Source organism: Bradyrhizobium sp. BLXBL-03 (assembly GCF_051853015.1).
GTDB lineage: Bacteria > Pseudomonadota > Alphaproteobacteria > Rhizobiales > Xanthobacteraceae > Bradyrhizobium > Bradyrhizobium manausense.
Genome location: NZ_CP182470.1, coordinates 7631910 through 7651480, shown reverse-complemented (window position 1 = coordinate 7651480; position 19571 = coordinate 7631910). Strand labels below are relative to the sequence as shown.

The 19571-nt window shown below is 57.0% G+C and carries 17 protein-coding genes and 1 pseudogene; 8 read left to right on the top strand and 10 right to left on the bottom strand.

Features of this window, described 5'->3' with window-relative positions; genetic code table 11:
* Positions 1-290 precede the first annotated feature (290 nt).
* Positions 291-593, top strand: a complete 303-nt coding sequence (locus tag ACNJX9_RS36140) for an HU family DNA-binding protein (RefSeq protein WP_439406876.1) — start codon at positions 291-293, stop codon at positions 591-593.
* 423 nt (positions 594-1016) lie between these two features.
* Here ACNJX9_RS36140 and ACNJX9_RS36135 read toward each other — a convergent pair whose 3' ends face one another.
* Positions 1017-1262: a hypothetical protein gene (locus ACNJX9_RS36135; RefSeq protein WP_439406875.1), complete on the bottom strand. Its 246-nt coding sequence runs from the start codon at positions 1260-1262 to the stop codon at positions 1017-1019.
* Between the two features lie 515 nt (positions 1263-1777).
* On the opposite strand from ACNJX9_RS36135, the gene ACNJX9_RS36130 reads away from it, so the two are divergent.
* A protein-coding gene (locus tag ACNJX9_RS36130) for an IS630 family transposase (RefSeq protein ID WP_439404163.1) occupies positions 1778-2720 on the top strand; the annotation gives its coding sequence in 2 pieces (ribosomal slippage) (positions 1778-2113 and positions 2115-2720; 942 coding nt in all).
* Between the two features lie 427 nt (positions 2721-3147).
* On the opposite strand, the gene ACNJX9_RS36125 is transcribed toward ACNJX9_RS36130, so the two are convergent.
* From ACNJX9_RS36125 to ACNJX9_RS36115, 3 genes are all read right to left on the bottom strand, one after another.
* Positions 3148-3549: a response regulator transcription factor gene (locus tag ACNJX9_RS36125; protein WP_057754518.1), complete on the bottom strand. Its 402-nt coding sequence runs from the start codon at positions 3547-3549 to the stop codon at positions 3148-3150.
* A 392-nt stretch (positions 3550-3941) separates the two neighbouring features.
* Positions 3942-4115: a hypothetical protein gene (locus ACNJX9_RS36120; RefSeq protein WP_439406873.1), complete on the bottom strand. Its 174-nt coding sequence runs from the start codon at positions 4113-4115 to the stop codon at positions 3942-3944.
* A gap of 65 nt (positions 4116-4180) precedes the next feature.
* Positions 4181-4399, bottom strand: coding sequence for a hypothetical protein (locus tag ACNJX9_RS36115; protein ID WP_439406872.1), 219 nt, complete (start codon positions 4397-4399; stop codon positions 4181-4183).
* Between the two features lie 811 nt (positions 4400-5210).
* Here ACNJX9_RS36115 and folE point away from each other — a divergent pair.
* The 6 genes and pseudogenes from folE to ACNJX9_RS36085 all read left to right on the top strand — a co-directional run bounded on the left by folE (position 5211) and on the right by ACNJX9_RS36085 (position 8842).
* Positions 5211-5926, top strand: a pseudogene (folE, locus tag ACNJX9_RS36110) (GTP cyclohydrolase I).
* Positions 5923-6399, top strand: coding sequence for a 6-pyruvoyl trahydropterin synthase family protein (locus ACNJX9_RS36105; RefSeq protein ID WP_057754526.1), 477 nt, complete (start codon positions 5923-5925; stop codon positions 6397-6399). The pseudogene folE and the gene ACNJX9_RS36105 overlap by 4 nt, the downstream one beginning before the upstream one ends.
* A complete protein-coding gene (queE, locus tag ACNJX9_RS36100; RefSeq protein WP_439406871.1) occupies positions 6374-7030 on the top strand; it encodes a 7-carboxy-7-deazaguanine synthase QueE in 657 nt (218 codons plus the stop codon). Before ACNJX9_RS36105 ends, queE begins: the two co-directional genes overlap by 26 nt.
* 176 nt (positions 7031-7206) lie before the next feature.
* Positions 7207-7911 carry a 7-cyano-7-deazaguanine synthase QueC gene (gene queC / locus ACNJX9_RS36095; protein WP_439406869.1) on the top strand — a complete coding sequence of 235 codons (705 nt, stop codon included), beginning with the start codon at positions 7207-7209 and terminating at the stop codon, positions 7909-7911.
* A gap of 2 nt (positions 7912-7913) precedes the next feature.
* A complete protein-coding gene (locus ACNJX9_RS36090; RefSeq protein ID WP_439406868.1) occupies positions 7914-8633 on the top strand; it encodes a transposase in 720 nt (239 codons plus the stop codon).
* Between the two features lie 38 nt (positions 8634-8671).
* On the top strand, positions 8672-8842 hold the full coding sequence (locus ACNJX9_RS36085) for a hypothetical protein (RefSeq protein ID WP_439406867.1): 171 nt from the start codon (positions 8672-8674) through the stop codon (positions 8840-8842).
* 408 nt (positions 8843-9250) lie between these two features.
* Here ACNJX9_RS36085 and ACNJX9_RS36080 read toward each other — a convergent pair whose 3' ends face one another.
* From ACNJX9_RS36080 to ACNJX9_RS36055, 6 genes are all read right to left on the bottom strand, one after another.
* On the bottom strand, positions 9251-9457 hold the full coding sequence (locus ACNJX9_RS36080) for a cold-shock protein (protein ID WP_083514595.1): 207 nt from the start codon (positions 9455-9457) through the stop codon (positions 9251-9253).
* Between the two features lie 561 nt (positions 9458-10018).
* Positions 10019-10759: a 4'-phosphopantetheinyl transferase family protein gene (locus ACNJX9_RS36075; RefSeq protein WP_439406866.1), complete on the bottom strand. Its 741-nt coding sequence runs from the start codon at positions 10757-10759 to the stop codon at positions 10019-10021.
* A 60-nt stretch (positions 10760-10819) separates the two neighbouring features.
* Positions 10820-12190, bottom strand: a complete 1371-nt coding sequence (locus tag ACNJX9_RS36070; RefSeq protein WP_439406864.1) for an MATE family efflux transporter — start codon at positions 12188-12190, stop codon at positions 10820-10822.
* 34 nt (positions 12191-12224) lie between these two features.
* Positions 12225-12932: a hypothetical protein gene (locus ACNJX9_RS36065; protein ID WP_439406862.1), complete on the bottom strand. Its 708-nt coding sequence runs from the start codon at positions 12930-12932 to the stop codon at positions 12225-12227.
* 38 nt (positions 12933-12970) lie between these two features.
* Positions 12971-17743, bottom strand: a complete 4773-nt coding sequence (locus ACNJX9_RS36060) for an amino acid adenylation domain-containing protein (RefSeq protein WP_439410199.1) — start codon at positions 17741-17743, stop codon at positions 12971-12973.
* Positions 17664-18692, bottom strand: a complete 1029-nt coding sequence (locus tag ACNJX9_RS36055) for an AMP-binding protein (protein ID WP_439406860.1) — start codon at positions 18690-18692, stop codon at positions 17664-17666. Before ACNJX9_RS36055 ends, ACNJX9_RS36060 begins: the two co-directional genes overlap by 80 nt.
* Positions 18693-19571 lie beyond the last annotated feature (879 nt).

Sequence of the window (19571 nt, the reverse complement as noted above, 5' to 3'; positions counted from 1 at the left end):
TCACGCGGTGCACGAATTGTCGACCGTTAGATTGATGCGGCTAAAGGCCGCCCGCCCAGTGTCGATCAGTTGACGCAGAAAAAGCTATTGGTGGAATCCGCCCTGATGTTAAGAAGCGATCGGGATGGCGGAAACTCACTCGAACTCATCCTTAGGTAGTAAGCCTGTAAGTTCACTGAACTCGACGCCAACGGAAACCGATCTTTGCGGGTATGCGCTGCTCAAACAAAGGTAACCGAGTCGGCATAGCTCACCATTTGAAGCTTCTGCGCCTCTCAAAGGAATGCATCATGGCTAAGATGACGAAGAATCAGCTTATTTACGCGATTGCTGAAGGAGCGAACATTTCCAAGGCTGACGTAAAGGCCGTCATCGAGCAGATGGCGGCTGTAGGCTATAATGAGCTGAATAAGTCAGGTGAGTTCGTCATTCCAGGGTTCGTCAAAATGTCGGTCGTGAACAAGCCCGCTACTGAAGCTCGCACCGGAGTTAATCCCTTTACGAAGGAGCCGATGGAATTCGCGGCGAAGCCGGCCAGCAAATCAGTTAGGGCATCACCTCTCAAGGCTGCCAAAGACGCAGTAACGGTATGACCAGGCCGGCGGTCTCTGGATTGTTGCAATTTGTGCATGGCCAACATGCCTGGTGCGATCGTCGGAAGTAACTTTGGTATGACTGCGATTGTGTCGGACGCACGTCTTGATGTGCTGCCCGTCAGTCGTGGAATACCGCTCACGCCTTACTACGACTGTGCGGCGACGGAAGCGGAATAGGTTGCGCTATGGAGCGTGAAGCGCATGATGGGTTACCTGCCCGAACTTCATACTGATCGGCAAGCTTCAAGAGACGTTGCTTCGTGAACGGATCAGCTCGCTCAGCAATGTCGCGGACCAGGGACGCTCGCGCCCGATAGAAATCGTCGTTCATAAGACACCAAGAGCATGTGGCCTCGTCGACGCGTAGGAAAGGGCGCGCCTTTTGCCTCCTCGCGAATTGATCCGCACATCGAGCAAGCATTATTGCAGCGTACGCGGAGCAGCCTTCATCGTTCTTGCAAGCAGCCGGTCTTCAAGCTGCCGGATTTTGTCCAACAGCTCATGGGCCTCGACGGCATCGCGGGCGTAATGATTGATGACGCCGCCCGTGAGAAACGCAATGGCCAATGTTGCGTCTGAAACATCCTCGTCAATAAGCGTCGTTGCCAGCTTCTCAGCCAGCAGCTTTGTGCGGGCCAGAGGATCGCTTGTGACCTGTGGCGGCACGGCCGTACCGGTTCTGCCATTCGGAGCTATCCTTGCTTCAGCTTATGTAGCATCTACATTCCCGAGCATTCAATCTTTCGAGTCACAAATATCGAGGCTGAATGCAATTTATCCCAACGTTAGCGTTATCAAATGGGGATCGTTCCTCCACCTGCGAGGTCAGCTTTCGGATGACGAGCAGGGGTCAGCGGATGATCAGAGCCGACGGCCGATTGATTGTCACGTAGCGGCAATCTGCTTTCCCCGTTAGGACTAGCGTCGCTTCGGGTGCCCATGTCGCCGTCTGCGTTGGCAATGATCGGGCGATCCATCTATGCAGCAGTGTTGGCGTGGCCGCCGTATGGCCCCTTGTGCAGCTTGCGCAACGTCCAGAGTACCGGGTGCTCGTTGGGGCAAAGCGTGCGATACGCTCCACGTCCGATCGCTAGAGCATGATGTTTTTGACTGGAATCGGGGTTCCCAGAGCGGGCGATTTCTGATTCAAGCTCCATGCTGGAGTGCGGAGGCCAGCATGGATGACGCGCCCCTATTCGGAAGACATCCGTGAACGTGCCTTGGCTCGCGCTGACGCGGGCGAGACGGTTCGTTCGATCGCGAAGGCGCTACAGATCAGCCCCTCGTGCGTGACGAAGTGGAAGAACCTAAGGCGTGATACCGGAGGCCTGGCGCCCGGCCAGATCGGCGGCCACAAGAAGCGGGTTCTGTCGGATGCCAACGCCGACTGGCTGCGCAAACGCATTCGCTCGGGGCCATTCACCTTGCGCAAGCTGACGCAGGAGCTGGCCGCACGGGGGATCAAGACAGACGTGCGGGCGGTGTGGACTTTTGTTCACGCCGAGGGGCTCAGCTTCAAAAAAAACGCTTCTACCAGCCGAGCAGGATCGCCCAGACGTCGCCCGTAAGCGGACCCGATGGAAAGCGCATCAAGGCAGGATTGACGTCACGCGGCTGGTTTTTATCGACGAGACGTGGATCAAGACCAATATGGCGCCGCTACGCGGCTGGGGGCCTTGTGGGCAGCGCCTCCAAGCCTCTGCACCTTTCGGCCATTGGAAGACCATGACCTTCATCGCGGCGCTGCGTCATGATCGGATCAGTGCGCCTTGGGTGATTGATGGTCCCATCAATGGTGAACTCTTCACGCTGTACGTCGAGAAGGTGTTGGCACCCACCCTCGCACCGGGCGAGATCGTCGTTCTCGACAATCTTGGCAGCCACAAGGGCAAAGCGGCTCGCCAAGCTATCCGCGCCAGAGGAGCCCACCTTATCTTCTTGCCGCCCTACAGCCCTGACCTCAACCCGATCGAGCAGGTCTTCGCCAAACTCAAACACCTCATGCGATCCGCAGAACCCCGTGACGTCGAGGCAACCTGGCGGAAGGTTGGTGAACTCCTCGATCTCTTCTCCGAGGCGGAGTGCACCAACTACTTCAAAAACTCAGGCTATGTTTCCGTGTAAATACATCATGCTCTAAACTTGCGTAGAGCTGACGAGTCTCACTACCTACACGCCGCAACGGTCAACGCCGAATGGAAGCGTTCGAAAGCCAGCCTGCGCGGCTGCATAGGCACGAAAGAAAGCCGAGGCCCCGTTGGATTTCCGGCTGAGACTTGTAGCGCGAAGGTTGAAACGGCAAAGCCAGAAGCGCAAGCTCAACCGCCATCTCAACTGCGTTTCTGGACAACACGCCGGCCTCAGCCCCATCTGCGGTTGAGGCCAGATAGCTATCTCTTCGCGATGATCGAGAGCATACACCGGGGATGAGCTCTTCTATTCCATCCTTTCGACGATCTTCTCATTGCGCACTGCCTTACCCATTTCAGATGAGCCTCGTCGGTCCGCAATGCGAAACCGCATGACCTTGCATCGGGCGATCAGCGTAGAGCTAAAGTTGAGCGGATGGCTCGTTGTCTAAGGCATCGGCGTCATCGCGGTGTTGCTCCAGTGCTGCATCGAGGTGCTTGAACAACGTATGGCCGGCGAAGGGTTTTGCCAGTAGCCCAACTGCTCCCCGATTCAGCTCAGAGGTGCGAATGCGGTCACTACCGCAGGCAGTCATAAAAATGAATGGCGCGTCGTATCGCTGAGCCCGCATCTCTCTCAGTAAGTCCAAGCCGCTCATCATCGCCATCTGCACATCCGCAATCACACAGGATGTCTCGCTCAACTGGGGTGAGTGCAGGAACTTCTCAGCCGATGCAAATGTATGGACGATGTAGTCGCGCGATCTTAAAAGGTTCTCTATCGCAAAGCGGACCGACGTGTCGTCATCGACGACGGAAATCATAGGCGTAGACAATATGCGCCCTCCTGACGCTGGAAAGAGCTTGCATCAGCATCCTGGACGACAAGTAGGCTTGATGACGAATTTCTAAAATCATACTTAGGTTTGACGCAGCGATTAGTATGACTTTTCATTGCGCAGTCATCTGATCAGGTCGGACTACGAGCATGCGCGCGAAGTGTTTGGCTCCAGCGCGTATCATGCGCGAAGGCCAAAAAGTCCCTCGAGCTTGCCGATAGCTATCCGAGCGTTACAGACGAATCGAGCAGCTTGGGAGCCGCCCACCTCGGGCGCGCAAACATTGCCCGCTCTCTGATTAGAGAGAGCTTTTGCGCCGATCGCATCTGGTACCCGCGTGATCTGCTCTCGCCAAAATCGGTTCTGCCCCCTTATGCCTATTCATTGATCGTGCCTCCAGGTCGAAAAGCGCAAGGGACTGTCGATCGAGGATCACGATCGCGCGTTAGGAATTGCCCATAAAATGAAGGATGCCCGCCCTGTCCAGTTGCGACACCGCACGCTGTCTCGAGCGTCAAGCCAAGGTAGTCGGCGATATCGCGGCGGGACATCGGTAGCGAAATTACGCCGGCGGCGGATAGCCGCCCATCCATCTAAACAAGAACGCGGCAGCCTCTCAAGTGAGGCTTTTGCGTCCCAGCAACAGCATATGGTTTTTGGCGTGCTGCAGGTTGTCGGTTGTCAGACCGAGCAGGTTACGCCAGACAACGATATCAATGTCGGCGGCCACTTCAAGGCTTGCCCGTCTCATCACGCGAACAGTGGTTTTGACCACCGCTTCTGCGGTAAATCGATGTGTCTCACCGTTCTCGCGTGCAAAGATGTCGCCGTCCAAATGAAATGCGCCGATCGGGCGTCGACCGTCGCAATTTATAGCTCCGCACCGCGCCGCGCTCGACCTGACGGACATACTTGGCGGCTTCCTTCTCGCCGTAGATTTCACGTCCCTTTTTGTAAGTGAATTCACCTAGGCCGATCATTGGGTGGAATCGCTCGACAGGCAAAAATCTCTGAGCGAGGCGTCTGGTTCACTGGTGCCCGAACCTGGGAGACTACGTCGCTTGGCTTGGTCAGGCGATGAGCGCGTTCCTTGCTGGCGATCCACGTGCGCAATTTGACCTCGTCAAATGTCCAAGCCTTGAATGGCTTTCCCGGGTCAGGAATTTCGCCCCGAGCTGCCTGTATAGTTCTCTTGTTCTCGCCAATTCGGGCGACATCCTCTACCCTGATGCGTTTGGGCGTCCCGTTCATCGGTTCTTCGCGCCAATCACAGGGCTATTAACCGTCTGATGGCTTCGGGGCGGGTAAGATTTTGCTGCTTTTGCTGGCGCCTCAATCGTGTCCGCTTGTCGGCGTGTATGTCTGAATCCCAACACGAAGGCCGCAAATGATCGGCGGGCGCGGCACAGTGCATTGATTTTCTCTTCCTCAAGCAAGTCTCGCACAGATGCTTTTGCGGCATGCTGATTGCAGAGAGACTAAAAAGGACCGTTTGGCAATCCTGGTCTCTCGGTCAACGACGCAGGAAAGATGAAAGTTCTCGATCCTATGCAAATTGAACTAAACACTGCCCGGTAAGGCACTTCCCCAATTGAAGCTTTGTCCATCGCGGGTCCCTCCATTGTTCTTCACGACGATCGCAGACCATGTCGTTCACGCAAACTAAAAGCGAAGCTCCCGGCACAGGATTTCTGATGAGCTCAACGCAAGCAATTCGTGAACGTCTGCGCGACGCCGGCGCGTCGTTTGCGGCAAACGCCAATATCGCAGAATACCTGCTGCCTGGTGACATTGAGGTGATCCAAGCCGAGGTCGAGCGGCACGTGCAGGGTGTGCTGGAAGCCCTGGTTATCGACACCAGCCGCGACCACAACACCAAAGCGACCGCGAAGCGCATTGCCAGGATGTACGTGCGCGAGGTTTTTGCCGGGCGCTTTGAGCCCGCGCCGGAGGTTACGGACTTCCCGAACGCGAGCGGCCTGAATGAACTCTACACGTTGGGTCCCATTGCCGTGCGCTCGACGTGCTCGCATCACCTCGTACCCATGACTGGCCGCATGTGGGTCGGCGTGGTGCCCGGCGAAAAAGTGATCGGTATCAGCAAGTTTGCGCGCCTTGCCAACTGGATCATGTCGCGCCCGCACATCCAGGAGGAGGCCGCAGTTATGCTGGCGGACGAACTGGAACGACGTATCCTGCCGAAGGGATTGGCCGTCATCGTTAGGGCGCAGCACCATGCATGATCTGGCGTGGTGTCCGCGAGGATGACACCATCATGATAACCAGCATCATGCGCGGTGCTTTCCGCGACGACAGGACATTGCGCAGCGAATTTATGACACTGATCAAGGATCAACCGTGACGTACCTATCGACGAAGACATACGGTCATGAAATCGGACTATCCGCTACATTTCGCCAGTGGCGCGCGCTGTCACACTGTCGTCTGCTGCACGGTTACTCGTTATCATTTCGCTTCGAGTTCGAGGCCGACACCCTAGACGACAAGAATTGGGTCGTGGATTTTGGCGGCCTCAAAGAGCTGAAAGCGATCCTCGAAGACACGTTTGACCATAAGACCGTCGTAGCTGCGGACGATCCGGAGCTTGAATGGTTCCACGAGGCGGCGCGACGCGGCGTCGCGGATATCGTTGTGCTACCCGCTGTCGGCTGCGAAAAGTTTGCCGAGCACGTCTACGGCATCGCGAGCAAGTGGCTGCTGACAGAGCGACTTTCTCCGCGTTGCCGGCTTGCATCTGTCGAAGTCAAAGAGCACGGTGCGAACAGCGCGATCTATCGGGGAACGAGCCGTGCTGCCGGTCAACGAGATCTTTGAAACTATCCAAGGCGAAGCCTGCAAGAGCGGCACGCCGTCCGTGTTCCTGCGGCTACAGGCCTGCCCAGTTCGTTGCCCCTGGTGCGACAGCAAGCACACATGGGTCGCAGATCCAGCAAACCAAGTGTCGATAGCCGAGATCACGGCCAAGGTCGAGGACATCAACACTTGGGCTATGATGTCGCCGAGGGAAATACTGCTCGCCGTGCAGGGGTTTAGGGCTCGGCATGTCGTGATCACGGGCGGCGAGCCCGCAGCGTACGACCTTCAGCCATTGACGACGCTACTTATCAAGTCTGGCTTCTCGGTGCAGGTGGAGACATCGGGCACCCATGCCATTCAGGTGCACCCCTGCACGTGGGTGACCATCAGCCCGAAAATTGGCATGCCCGGCGGGCTCGTTGTTTTGGATGAAGCGCTGCGGCGTGGCAACGAGATCAAACATTGCGTGGGCAAGCCTGCTGATATCGAGAAGCTCCTGGCCCTCAACATCCCGCGCGAATTCATGCCGATGATATGGCTGCAGCCCTTGAGCCAAAGCCGGAAGGCGACGAAGCTGTGCATTCAGGAGGCGACCGCGCGCGACTGGCGTGTCAGCATTCAGACGCATAAGTTTCTCGGCGTGCGGTAGAAACCCGTGCACGTTCAAGCGTTCTGCGGCTTCATCTTAGAGGCGATCATGAATTACGTCCTCTAAGTCGGAACTCAATGAAGGGAAAGCGGCATTTATCGCAGGCTTCTTGCCGTTGTTCGCCATTGCCAAGCGCGCCTGATCTCAACTCTTCACATTGTAAGCGAATCCTCTCAATGACCGATTTCACATCCGAAGCCGCGCTGGTTCTGTTTTCTGGCGGACAGGATTCCGCCACCTGCCTCGCTTGGGCGCTGTCGCGCTTTGCCCGGGTTGAGACCGTCGGCTTTGCCTATGGCCAACGCCATGCGATCGAGCTGACCTGCTGCGATCAGTTGCCGAACGGATTGAAGAAGCTGCGCGTAGACTGGGCGAGCAAGCTCGGCGACAAGCATACGCTTGAGATCCCCACACTGTCTGCGATATCAAAGACCGCACTGACCCGCGAGATGACGATCGAGATAGGCGCGGACGGGATGCCCAACACGTTCGTGCCAGGCCGCAATCTGATCTTTTTGACCTTTGCCGCGGCGCTCGCCTACCCGCGCCGGATTTCTCATATCGTTGGCGGCATGTGCGAGAAAGATCATTCCTGCGCCCCCGATTGCCGGGACGTGACCATCCGCGCGCTGAACAATGCGCTCAACCATGGCATGTTGAGGGACTTTCATCTACACACGCCGCTGATGTGGCTGGACAAGGCGGCGATTTGGCGGCTTGGCTCCGAGCTCGGCGGAGCGGAACTGGTCGACCTGATCCGTGAGCACTCACACACCTGTTATCTCGGCGAACGCGGTGCCCGGCACGACTGGGGGTTTGGCTGCGGTGAATGTCCCGCCTGTGCGGTGCGTGCAAAGGGCTGGCGGGAGTTTTCCTGTTAGACATGGTCCAGGCCGTCTATTGCGGAGTTGCGCGCCAGTACACGGGCTCGGCGGGTAAGATCACGAACTGGCAGATCGGGGTGTTCGCTTCCCATGTGTCGCGGCACGGTCATGCCTTCATCGACCGAGCACTCTATTTACCAAAGGAATGGACGCATGATCGCCGCCGGCTGAAGGCGGCGCATGTGCCGAACAATGTGGTATTTGCGACCAAACCTCAGATCGCTCGTCGGATGATTACGCGCGCGATCGCCGCGAAGGTGCCATTCTCCTTCGTCGCGACCGACACCGTGTATGGCACGGGAATGATCGAAGCGTTGTTTCGCAATGCGGGCAAGGGCTATCCTGGGCGTCGCTGCAAATCGCGTGCGCCATTCCTGGGGCTAGCCTCAGTTTGTCAGCGACACCGCCGCCACGAATGCGCACAGCCTTCCCGGGACCGCGTGGCGACGCCTGTCGTCCGGCGAAGGAGCCAAAGGGCCGCGTTTACACGACTGGGCCTACGTCGAACTGGCCGATCTCGAGGCCGAAACCGTTCCCGGGGAACGGACACGAGGCTTTTGATCCGCCGCAACATCGCCGCTGGTGATATGCTTCTTCTCCGCTTGGTGTCCCAAGGGCACGCCGATGGCCAAGCTGGTGGCGGTGGAGGTCATCGCTGGGCTGTGGAGGATATTTTTGGGGCTGCCAAGAATGAATTCGGCCTCGGATCACCGATCTGATTGCGTCAGGCAAGCTGTGTACAGAGATCGAGCTGCCGGTGCTCGATCCGCAGCATGTCCGTGTCATGATTTGCGAAAGCCCTGCGCTGGTGCGCGATGCCCGCGAACTGCTGAACGCGAAGGGCTTTGTTGAAGGCAATGACGGGAGCCCGCGCAATTCGTGGTCGAAAAGGCGTTTGCCGAACTCGGAGAAGGGTTCTGCACCATGACTTCGAGTAGTGCCATGAACCATCGGGAATGACGCGCGTACAGCGCAATCTGGAGCGCTGCAGGCAGGAATCACCGAGACGAAGAGAATTATCTTGAACTGCCGAGCCTGACAATCCAGGTGCTTGTTTCGATGCTTGCCAGCTTGCAGGGTCCAAGAAGACCAGCTGGCTGCGCAGCTTTCTGAATTCGCCTTGGGCAATGTCCGCAACAATGCAAGACCACCAAAGGTCGAAAATTAGAGCACCCCGATGTCACAGCGAGAATTGTGACCCGGCGAAAAACGAGCGTTGCGGGTTGCACGAGTAGTGAGGTGTTTCTCGGCAGCGTGATTCCCGTCTGCACAGGGGAGCAGCCCCGCCCCTTTCTCCCGGGGCGGGGCTCTTCATTTCTAGTCGTTACCGAGGAGCCTATCCAACTCGGAGATTTTCGGCGGAGGGTTTCCCGGAGCGGCTGGTCTTGGGCTCATAGCTAATTCGGGCGCCCTCCGCGAGGGCATTGTAACCGGCTTTCTCGACGGCACTAATGTGCACGAAGATGTCCGGGCCTCCATCGTCTGGTGTGATAAAGCCGTATCCTTTGGTCGCGTTAAACCACTTCACAGTACCTATTGCCAATGCAGTATCTCCGAGTTGAAGCCAGTCCATCTAGCCGATGGGGGAGGCGGACATCAAGTCAGGACTGCGAAAGGCGCCTCTCATCCAGATTGTTCTCGACGCGGAGTCGAGCAGTTGGGCCGTGCTCCTATATGATGTCGGCTTCGCTTGCAAAGTGACGGAGATCATGCGCCGGCGCTATATTTCGCGAAGGACTATGAGCGGACCTTCGCGGTTCATGTGCGACGGCCGCAGCGGTTGTCAAGAACTAGAAGATCAAGTAGACGATTTTGGCTTATGCTGGGCGTTAGGGGAGCGAACAATTTATGCTCGGACTTGCGGCTCCGCCCCCACTCGCGCGCATCCAGCGTTGCACCTCGCGGGTGAGACGATCCAACAAGTCTCGGTTTTTCCGCTCTCTCCAACTATCCTCAAGTCGCATATTCATCGCCATGGGTGCGAGTGTCACCGCCCAAAAGCCGATCATCAAGGACCGGCCACGCTCCTGCCCCCAACGGCTCTCTTTAGAGCCAATACGAGGTGTTGTTCACCCTCGCCAGGTTCCAGAACCATTGTCACATTTCAGGGCGTTGTCTGGATCCTCGACTTAACCAAGGCAGCAGTGAAAATCAGCCCGTCCGCGAGCATAAAGCGACCGCGAAGCTCACGCGTGCCGCCGCAAGTATGCCGTAGGGGACGAGAAAGGCGAGCCCAGAATGCATGATCATTTGCACTAAAGGTCACCATAGCGTCCTGGAACCCCAGCCACGCCCGGGTGAGCGGAAACCACGCCTTGAAAATGCTCTCCTTGGCGCTGAAGAGCAGCCGATCCCAATGGATGTCCCCGGGGGCACCGGTGAGCCACGATTGCTCTTCGTCGACTGCGATGTATGCCAACAGACCCGGTGGCAGCGCCTCGTCGATCACTGCGTCAATTCCAATTGAATGATAGCTCGCGCGGATGGCGACAGCTGCTGCGCAGAATCTCGGACAATGCGTTATGCTCCCAACCACAGCTGGCGGCCAAAGGGGTTCACGATGTAGGCCGCTGGGGATCGGGCAAGGAGGAACGCCTAACTCGGACAACGCTGCTCTTGCACAGGCACGTCCGACCGCAAACTCGTGCCTTCTCTTGTCGACGGCCGTGGCCACGGCTCCTTCTTCCGAGGGCAGGATTTCAGCTCCGCCGTTCCAAGTACCGGGACAGGTTCGCACAACAACATTCGACGGCAGCAGCTGAGGGCTCGATCGCAAGCACCGCCGCTCAAGACCGCTACTATAGCTCCATGACTCGTGCACGTTACGCTCATCACTTTCTCGCATCGCAACACCTGCCGGCCATGTGGGCTCAATGCTCTGGCCGCGATGATGTCCGTTGTCAGGTCAACTCGTCATCTCGATCGCTCTTGAAGCCGGGTGCCGTCGTAGCTCAGCGAACTGGTTGAACATGACAAACAGCGCGATCATTCCGGCGCCCAGCTCAGCGAATGCTTGACTGGCCAACAGCCCGTTGAAACCCCATATGACCGGGAATAACAGTACGGCCGGTATGAAGAGATAGCTCTGTCTCGCCAAGGACACAACCGCACTGAGACGTGCCCTTCCGAACGACTGAAGCATGGTCGTCACGAAGCTCTGAATACCAAAAAGCCAAAAAAAGAGATGGAAGACGATGCAGCTTGAGACCGCAATTTCCGTGACCTTCTCGCTATCGCTGAACAGCCTGACCAAAGGTCGGGCCAAAATCACAACGGCCGCAGAATATGCAACGGAAAGAGCAAAAGCCACGGAGAGCATGACCTTCGCAGCCTTCAATACCCGAGCAAAGTCTCGTGCGCCCCAACCGAACCCCAGGACAGCTTGAGAACCTATGCAGAAGCCGGTGATAGGCAGTGCGCCGATCACCAGCAATCGCACAGCTATTCCCACTGCCGCGATGGAATCGTCGCCGAACGGCGCAGCAGCTCCGTACAAAAGCATAGAGGCAATGGCGGACAAAATACTGGTCATGGTCGCCGGCGCTCCTATGAGCGCGAGCTGTCTGATGCGAGCTGTTCGCAACGAGATGTGAGACATCCTGACGAGGACCATCCCGCGTAGCTTTGTAAAATACGCGATATAGAGGCTAATAGCAGCGATCTGAGATACCAGCGTTGCCAGAGCTGCGCCTCGCACGCCGAGGTCCAACAGGAATATGAGGACAGGATCAAGCGCGGCGTTCAGTATGAAGGCGGTCATCATCGTCCACATGCTGAATCGTGTGTTGCCTTCGGCTCGGACAATGAAGCCGTTGACGATGTTCAGAAGCATCAGGGTATACCCGAACAAAATCGTCGTCGCGTAGTCGAGCGCCAGAGGCATGATGGTTGGCGTGGCCCCCAGCGTTACGAAGATCCCGCGCAGATTTAGAAGCAGAGCGGCGGTAAACATGATGCCGATCGGAGCGGCGAGCGCCAGTGCAGTACTGGCGCCACGACTCGCCTCAAGGTACTCACCAGCGCCAAGATGACGAGATATGAAAGACGCTGTTCCAACGCCAATCCCTTGTCCGACTGCCGTGAGCAGGACCACGATCGGAAAGGTCATGCTGACGGCTGCGATCGCCTGCGTGCCAAGTGCGCCAACAAAGATCGCGTTGACGACCTGGTGTAACGCGTTGATCGATAAGCCAACAATAGATGGAATGGCGAGCCGCAGGATAAGGCTCGAGAGATTGGGGTCCGATAGATCGATGGGCCGCTTCTTCTTTGGCATTGCGATCGCCCTCGATGGCAAATTTGCGGCTCATTCATGGATGATTTCCGAATTCGCGGATCGTCTGCAACAGCTCCTGTCGCAACACCGTGCAAAGATTGCGGGTCACCTCATAACCCACTTGGGTTGGATTATATCTCGTTTCGATCTGTAGCTGGCCGGCTTCATAGCCGACACTGAACCAGAAGAGGTAGTTCACGCCTGCTTCATCCATGTCTTTGCCGATCCAGAGTGGAGAAGGGTCCTTGGCTAGGAAGTGCCGTGGAAAATGGCGCTGCAAACCCACTCGGTAATTCAATCCAACTCGGGGTAAGGGCAGGCGATCGATCCGGCTCCGCACGGCGGGATCTCGGTTCAGGAATTTCATGGCGCGAAAGCCTATTGCGCTGCGCGGCAGGGCATTGCGCTGGCGGTAAATTGATCGAGCACGATCGGGCCGGGGCTCCGTTCCCGTGAGAGCCAAGGGAAGCGGAACGATCTCGCTGATAACGCCGATAATCTGAGATGGATCAAGATCATCAAACAGCCGACCTCGGGTGGAGGTGAGGCTGTCAATCCAGAGCGAATAGCTGCCGAAAACGTGTCCAATGGCGCCAGATATGGCGGCAAGGAACACGTCAAAGTCCTGACACTGCGTCGATCTGGCCGCAATATTGAGGAGACGAGCTGTCGCTTCCTTGTCAATCTCCAGATAGTACTTGGCCTGATCTTCCCAAAGGGACCGGCAAGCTGCTTCATTCAAGCGACCCTCAAGGCCTGCATAGTGAAGCTCTCTTGCGGTCACTTCCGAAAAGCTCGCAGCCCCGATGAAGTATCGCTGATATGTAAATCGAACTGATGGTAGTCAATCCCCTCCCAGTATGAGAGTTCAGCTGGCGCTTCGCTATTCGCGTAGTGCTCAAGGCGCTTCAACCATGGGGAGAGCATTTGTATGTTCTCGGGACCAATCACGGCGTGGCCCGAGGCAAGGGTGTTGTACGCCGCATCCATTGCTTCCAGGAAAAGTCGATAGCCTATCCCGTCCGCTACAAAATGATGCAAAAGGAAGAGCAGATGGTAATCGCCGCTTTCCGAGGTGCGGAACGCCGTGATGTTAACAAGAGGCGTCTGGCCGTCAAACCGAAACATATGTTGACGTCTGGCTGAGATGCTCTCGATTGCCTTACGCTGCTCTAGGTCGGTCATTCCGACAAGATCGATCTGCTCCACGAGGCGTTCAGCCACGGAAGGTCCAATTGTCAGACGTAGACCATCGTCGGTCCGGGCAATGCGGAGTCTGAGGCCTTCGTGCCTATCCATGACATGGGCAAGGGCATGCTTGAGAGTTTGAATATTCAGTAGTCCGCGGGGCAAGAAGAACAGATCGCCGATGTTGAAATGCTCATCGAAGCCGGCGAGACGGTTCCAAGATGAGATGGCGGGGGTGACTGGCAATGCGCTGCCCCCCGAAGGGAAGGTATCGGTTGTAACCGCCGCGCCGTCTGCCGCTAATTCCCTGATGGTCGGTGCTCGATAAAGTTGGTCGACAGTGAGAGTCAGCCCGGCTTTGCGCGCCAGCGTGACGCAGCGCACGCTCAGAAGAGAGTTTCCGCCGATATCAAAGAAGTTTTGATCGATTCCGACCCGCTTGGCGCCCAATAGATCCTGCCAGATCGCAGCAAGAATATGCTCCTCCCTCGTGCGGGGCTCAGCAGATGGGCCGGGCCCGACCTCGCGGTAAGGAACGGACGACAGGCGAGCACGATCTATCTTTCCGTTCGCTGTAACGGGGATACTGTCAACCAAACGGAAGGCGGCGGGAATCACATAGGAGGGTAATGTTTGGCGCAGGTGGGTGACAATATCTCCAGAGCTCAGGCTGTCGCGAGCCGGAACCACGCTAGCGGTCAAGCGACGATGATCCTCTATGCCGTCCGCGACGACCGCGGCCTTTGCGATTGCCGGATGAGACTCAAGGGCCGCTTCGACCTCCTCTAGCTCGATGCGAAAGCCCCGCACCTTGATCTGGTTGTCCGATCGGCCGCAAATCTCGAGAAGGCCGCCGGTTGAGATGCGTGCGATATCGCCACTTCGATAAAGAATGCTGTATTGTCCGTCATCATACGGATTGGGCACAAAACAGCGGCTGGTCCGATCTTGATCCCGCCAGTACCCAGCACTCACGCAGCGTCCCGCGATGCAGAGCTCGCCGGCGGCTCCGACAGGGGCTCTCTTCAACTGGGCATCGAGCACGTAGAGTTTGACGTTATCGATCGCGCGCCCCACGGGGATGAGCGACGAGCCGTTGTCGGCATTCGATGTTTCGTAGATTGCGGCATTCGACGCACATTCTGTAGCGCCATAGAAATTCCACAACGGCACGTCCGGGAAATGCGTACGCCAGCGAACGGGGAGCGAGGCAGGCATCGGTTCGGCGCTGCTTGTGACCAACCGCAAAGCAGTCGGTCGCGGCTGTCGTTCCTGGGAAGCAATGAGGCCGGACAGGAGTGGGGGCGAGGCAAATAAGTGTGTCACGCGATGTCTTACCAACAAGCACAATAATAGATCTGGATCCAGCAACTGCTCTTGGGTCAGGATCAGTGCGGGCACACCTCTTAGAAGCCCCCCAAAGTACTCCCAAGCGGACGCAACAAGTGATGCTGACTTCTGGATAACCATCACGTCGGTACTGTTGAAGCGAAAGCTTCGCCACATCCAGTTCAGTCGATTGAGAGTTGCCGATTCCGGTATCAGAACCCCCTTGGCCTTCCCGGTCGAGGACGACGTGTATATAAGGCTTGCAATTCCCTGATCGGATGATTTGTCGCTGCGCTCAAAATCATACGCGGGCGCGTCGCACTCTTCTACGTTCAATAGACAAATCGACGGCATGTCAAAACCAAGGTCAGCGGCATTTGCGTGAACCAACAGCTTTGCCTGAGTAACTCGCAGGATATGTTCGATCCGACGACGCGGATAATCCGGCGATATTGGGACAACAATGGACTGCAAGGCTCGCGCCGCAAGAAAAGCAGCGGCCACGTCAGGCGACCGATCGACCAGGATAGCGACCATATCGCCAGCCCCGACGTCGGACGCCTGCAGCAACGACCTGATAGCTGTTACGCGCTCGCGCAAATGGCCGAATGTGATCTCACCGAAATCACCAAAATATGCCACCTGGCTGCAATTGGAGACGCTGATCTGATTGAACGCTTCGACAAGCGAACATTCACCCTCATATGGCTGCGCCGAGCCTTCCAGCGAGTCCAGCATAGTGACGTCTGACGCGCTGAGGCAGCTCAGGTCTTTAATGGGCGCAAGCGGCTTCTCCACGCAGGCTGCAATCAGACAGCGCAGATTGTCGGCCATCCGGACAATCAGATCGCTGGAAAACATGTCCTCGGCATACGCCAACTGGAGGGCAATTTCGTCGTTCTGATCTTGTGCGTACAAAGTCAGATCGAATTTTACATAGCCCGTGTCAAATTCGCGGAATGTCAGATCCAACTCATGTTGGCCAAGTGGCTCCGCTGCCTCGGAATACATGTTAAACATGACCTGGAAGATCGGTGAGCGTCCGGCCTCGCGATGTAGCCGGATATCCCTTACCATCCAACCGAACGGATATGCCGAATTTGCGATGGCATCGCTGACCAAGCCCTGGATTCGTAAGGCATGAACCGCAAACGACTGGTCGACATCGATCGCGGTGCGGATTGGCAGCATATTGAGGAAGAAGCCAACAATTTCAGTGCTGCCAGGTTGATCTCGTACGACGTGCGGTGTGCCAACGATAATGTCGTTCTGACCGCTATACATCTTCAGCAGCAGCTTGAAGCATGCGAGGAGTGTTGTCGACGTGGTACACCTGTGTCGGCGCGCAAATTCCCGTACCTGATTAGAGAGGTGGCTGCCAAGCAGTACCGCATGCGAGGCGCCGCGGTAGGAATTTGTGTGTGGCCGAGCTTTGCCCGTTCCAAGCGAAAGCACTGGCGGATCATCACCAATCTGGCGACGCCAATAGCTACGTTGGTTGGACAGCGCCTCCGGAGTAACGTGCTGCTTCTCCCAGAGAGCGTAGCCCGAGAGTGATGTGCGGTCCTCTGGCAAAAACGCAGCCGCATCTACGTACCGTTGTCGAAGGTCCCTGATTAGAACAGAGATCGACCAGGCGTCGATGATAATTTCGTGAGCGGTGATCAGTATGAGATGGTTGTCAGAGCCAAAACGGACCATGCGCGCGCGAAACAGATGGCCTTGGCTGAGATCAAAGCTTCCGTTCAGCTCTGTGCGCCGTAACTCTGCGATCAGCTCCTCACCTTCCTGCGCCGAGAGATGAGACGCGTCAACCAATTTAAGACGTGCGCATTGCGGAGCATCAAAAAGCTGGACCGGACCGTCCTCGTCGACAAAGCGGGCCGAAAGTGCCTGATGGGAATGAACGACATCGGTCCAGGCGCGATTGAACGCGGCCAAATCGATGGTTCCCCTTATTCGCAGGCCGCCTTGAAGGACGTAGTTCCTGGCAGACGGATCGAGCTGCGAGAGAAACCATAGGTGCTCCTGAACTCGCGTCAGAGGCGATCGCTCAAGCTTTCCGTAGGTCGGGGTTGTGCACGGTTTGGAGTCGAATCGGGCCGAGATCGAAGCGGCGAGAGAGCGGATCGTTCCATTCAGCACCAGCCTGAAATCCGTTCTCACTCCGAGTTGGGTCTGCAACTGGCCCAAAATGTGCATTGCCCGGAGCGAATCTCCGCCGAGGCTTATGAATTGGTCATTCACGCCAATGTTCTCAATACGCAAAACGGCGGACCAAATTCGACGCAGCTGGGCTTCGAGTCCTGTTTGCGGTTCCTCGAATGGCGTCGGCAATGGAGGGCGAACACTGGTCGGGTCCGGCAATGCTCCAAAATCGACCTTTCCGTTTCTGGTCAGCGGAATGCGGTCGACGTGGATGATCCTTTCTGGCAGCATGTAGGTGGGAAGCGCTTCGGCAAGAAAGTTCCGAAGCTCGCCTTCCGCCAGTTCAGCCGGAGCTGATACATACGCGATGAGTCGTCTCGATCCGGTGTCCCCCGCGACCCCGGTTATGTCCCTCGCCATTAGCTTTACGCTTGCGCAGACGGAGGTGACCGCGACGGCGCCACGTACCGAATGATGAGCGGAGAGGCGGGCCTCGATTTCTCCGAGCTCAATTCTGTGCCCCCGGATTTTGACCTGACGGTCCCTTCGACCGAGACATTCCAAAAGGCCATCGGAACGAACGCGCCCGAGATCACCTGTCCGGTATAGACGCTGGAACGACGGGTCGTTCGAGAACGGATTTGGCACAAAGGCTTCATTGGTGCGGACATCGTCATTGACGTAACCAGCAGCGACGCCAACGCCGCTAACACAGATTTCGCCGACCTCTCCCGTGTTGCACAGCCGCGATCCGTCGACGACATAAACCTCAAGATTAGAAATCGGCTTGCCGATTGGCACATAAAGGTCAGCCAGCGCAGGCGGTACCGAAACCAGATGATGTGCAACGCCGTCCGCGCATTCGGTCGGCCCGTAGTGGTTGAGAATAGGAACCCCGGGGATACAAGGCGAGCCACGCGCGCGCCAGTCCGGGTGTTAGAGGCTCTCCGACCGTAGAGATAATCCGCAAACTCTCCAGAGCTCGCTCAGCCACCGCAAGCGACTGCAGATATTCAATAAATATTGCAAGCATCGACGGAACGAATTGAATAACCGTCGCGCCGTACCCTTGAATTGCTTTGAGAAGGGATGCTGGCGATTTCAGTGTCGCATCATCAAGAATCGCGATGCAGCCTCCGGCGCAAAGCCCCGCCAGAAGCTGCCACAACGAAATGTCAAAGCAGTGCGATGCCGTCTGCGCGATGCAATCCGTCCGAGTGCGGGCTAGGGCATTAGTTTTTTCCGCCAGATGATTGTTTAGGGCTGCGCGCTCGATCATTGCGCCCTTAGGCTGGCCCGTCGAACCAGACGTAAACAGAATGTAGGCGAGTCCATCCTCGTTCGATGACGGCACGACAGACGAAGTCTGGCCATGTCGTAACGCGGCCTCTATCGGCAAAAATTGCGTGGCGGCTTTGCTTTTCGCCTGTAACAGGCTGAGCAAATCCAGCTGGTGTGGGCCAATAATCAAAGAGCAGCGGCTCTGCTCGATCATGAATGATGTACGCGAAGCCGGTAACGATGGATCGAGCGGCAGGTACGTTGATGCCGCCTTCAAAATTGCGACGACCGCCGTCGCCCAGTCGAGGTCTCGCTCACCCAAATAGCCGACGACCGCGCCCTGAGCGCCATGCTCTTGTAACGTCCTTGCGAGGGCATCCGATCTTGATCGCAGCTCCTTGTAGGTGAGTTCGCCCGCACCGACCCTCAGCGCAACCCTCTCTGGATCCGATCCTGCAATACGGTCGATCGCCATGATGGCGTCGATCGGCAGACATTCCACAAACTGATTCTTGCTGGATCGATCGTCGGTAGCCGTACGTGTCACGCCATCCATCGCTTTGTGCGGCCCTTAAATCAGAAAAATGTTGGGAGCCCATCGATGCAACGGCTCGCCGGCAGTGATCGACGCTCAGTGAACTGAACCCTCACCAGCTCTCAGCATCAGACGTGCCAACTGTGCCAAAGGACGGATGCGTATGCTTTGCGTCGACCGGGGCAGGGCCTCGCGTGTTCATTGTCTGGCCCCGAACAAAACCGTCTTCAATCGAACGTGGTCATGTTAGGTCATCGCCAATCAATCCTGACTGGATAGGGCGACGGTATGAACACCTCGTCGTTTGCGCCCAAAAGCGAATATGGCCGAGCCAGATGGGCCACCCTCCGTGCTATGACTACTCGACCATACCCCTTCGATCTCGCCTCATCAAAAATGTATCCTCGACGCTAACGCGCTGTGTTCACACCGACAAAGTTGTCGCCCACCTTTGCCGCACTTCGAGCTGTCAGTGGCTCCACGCTCTCTTCGGGCTCGAAAACGGCTGACCCCGACCGATCGGACGGGCCGATCTGCCCGGAGGCGATGCGCGCTGGTGGCATCTGCATGGAGGCCACGTTCACTTATGCCGATCTCGCCGCGCGCAGGCATCAGCAGCTTGCGAACGGCCCCGCCTCGACTTTGTCTTTGCAAAGGCCAGATGCTATCAGCTCGCGCCACCGTAGCCGCACGAACGTAGGGTTTCGTAGCGCTCCTACTCCCGATTGCGCGCGGAGAGCAGGACGGTGCGGATCGGACGCCATGAGCCAATAAAGCCGTATCCTTCCAGTTCGCCGGACGGTAATGATTTAATAGAGCAAGCAGCTTGCCCATTGAGGACTGCAGCTCACTCGCGCTGTAGCGCCTTAGAGGCAGAAACCGCGCGGAGCGTCACGTCGT

Bases quoted from the DNA above. Each gene is read 5' to 3' on its own strand.
- ACNJX9_RS36140 (WP_439406876.1), top strand. From the start codon at position 291: ATGGCTAAGATGACGAAGAATCAGCTTATTTACGCGATTGCTGAAGGA.
- ACNJX9_RS36125 (WP_057754518.1), bottom strand. From the start codon at position 3,549: ATGATTTCCGTCGTCGATGACGACACGTCGGTCCGCTTTGCGATAGAG.
- ACNJX9_RS36120 (WP_439406873.1), bottom strand. From the start codon at position 4,115: ATGTCCCGCCGCGATATCGCCGACTACCTTGGCTTGACGCTCGAGACA.
- queC (WP_439406869.1), top strand. From the start codon at position 7,207: ATGACCGATTTCACATCCGAAGCCGCGCTGGTTCTGTTTTCTGGCGGA.
- ACNJX9_RS36090 (WP_439406868.1), top strand. From the start codon at position 7,914: ATGGTCCAGGCCGTCTATTGCGGAGTTGCGCGCCAGTACACGGGCTCG.
- ACNJX9_RS36075 (WP_439406866.1), bottom strand. From the start codon at position 10,759: ATGCGAGAAAGTGATGAGCGTAACGTGCACGAGTCATGGAGCTATAGT.
- ACNJX9_RS36070 (WP_439406864.1), bottom strand. From the start codon at position 12,190: ATGCCAAAGAAGAAGCGGCCCATCGATCTATCGGACCCCAATCTCTCG.
- ACNJX9_RS36055 (WP_439406860.1), bottom strand. From the start codon at position 18,692: ATGGATGGCGTGACACGTACGGCTACCGACGATCGATCCAGCAAGAAT.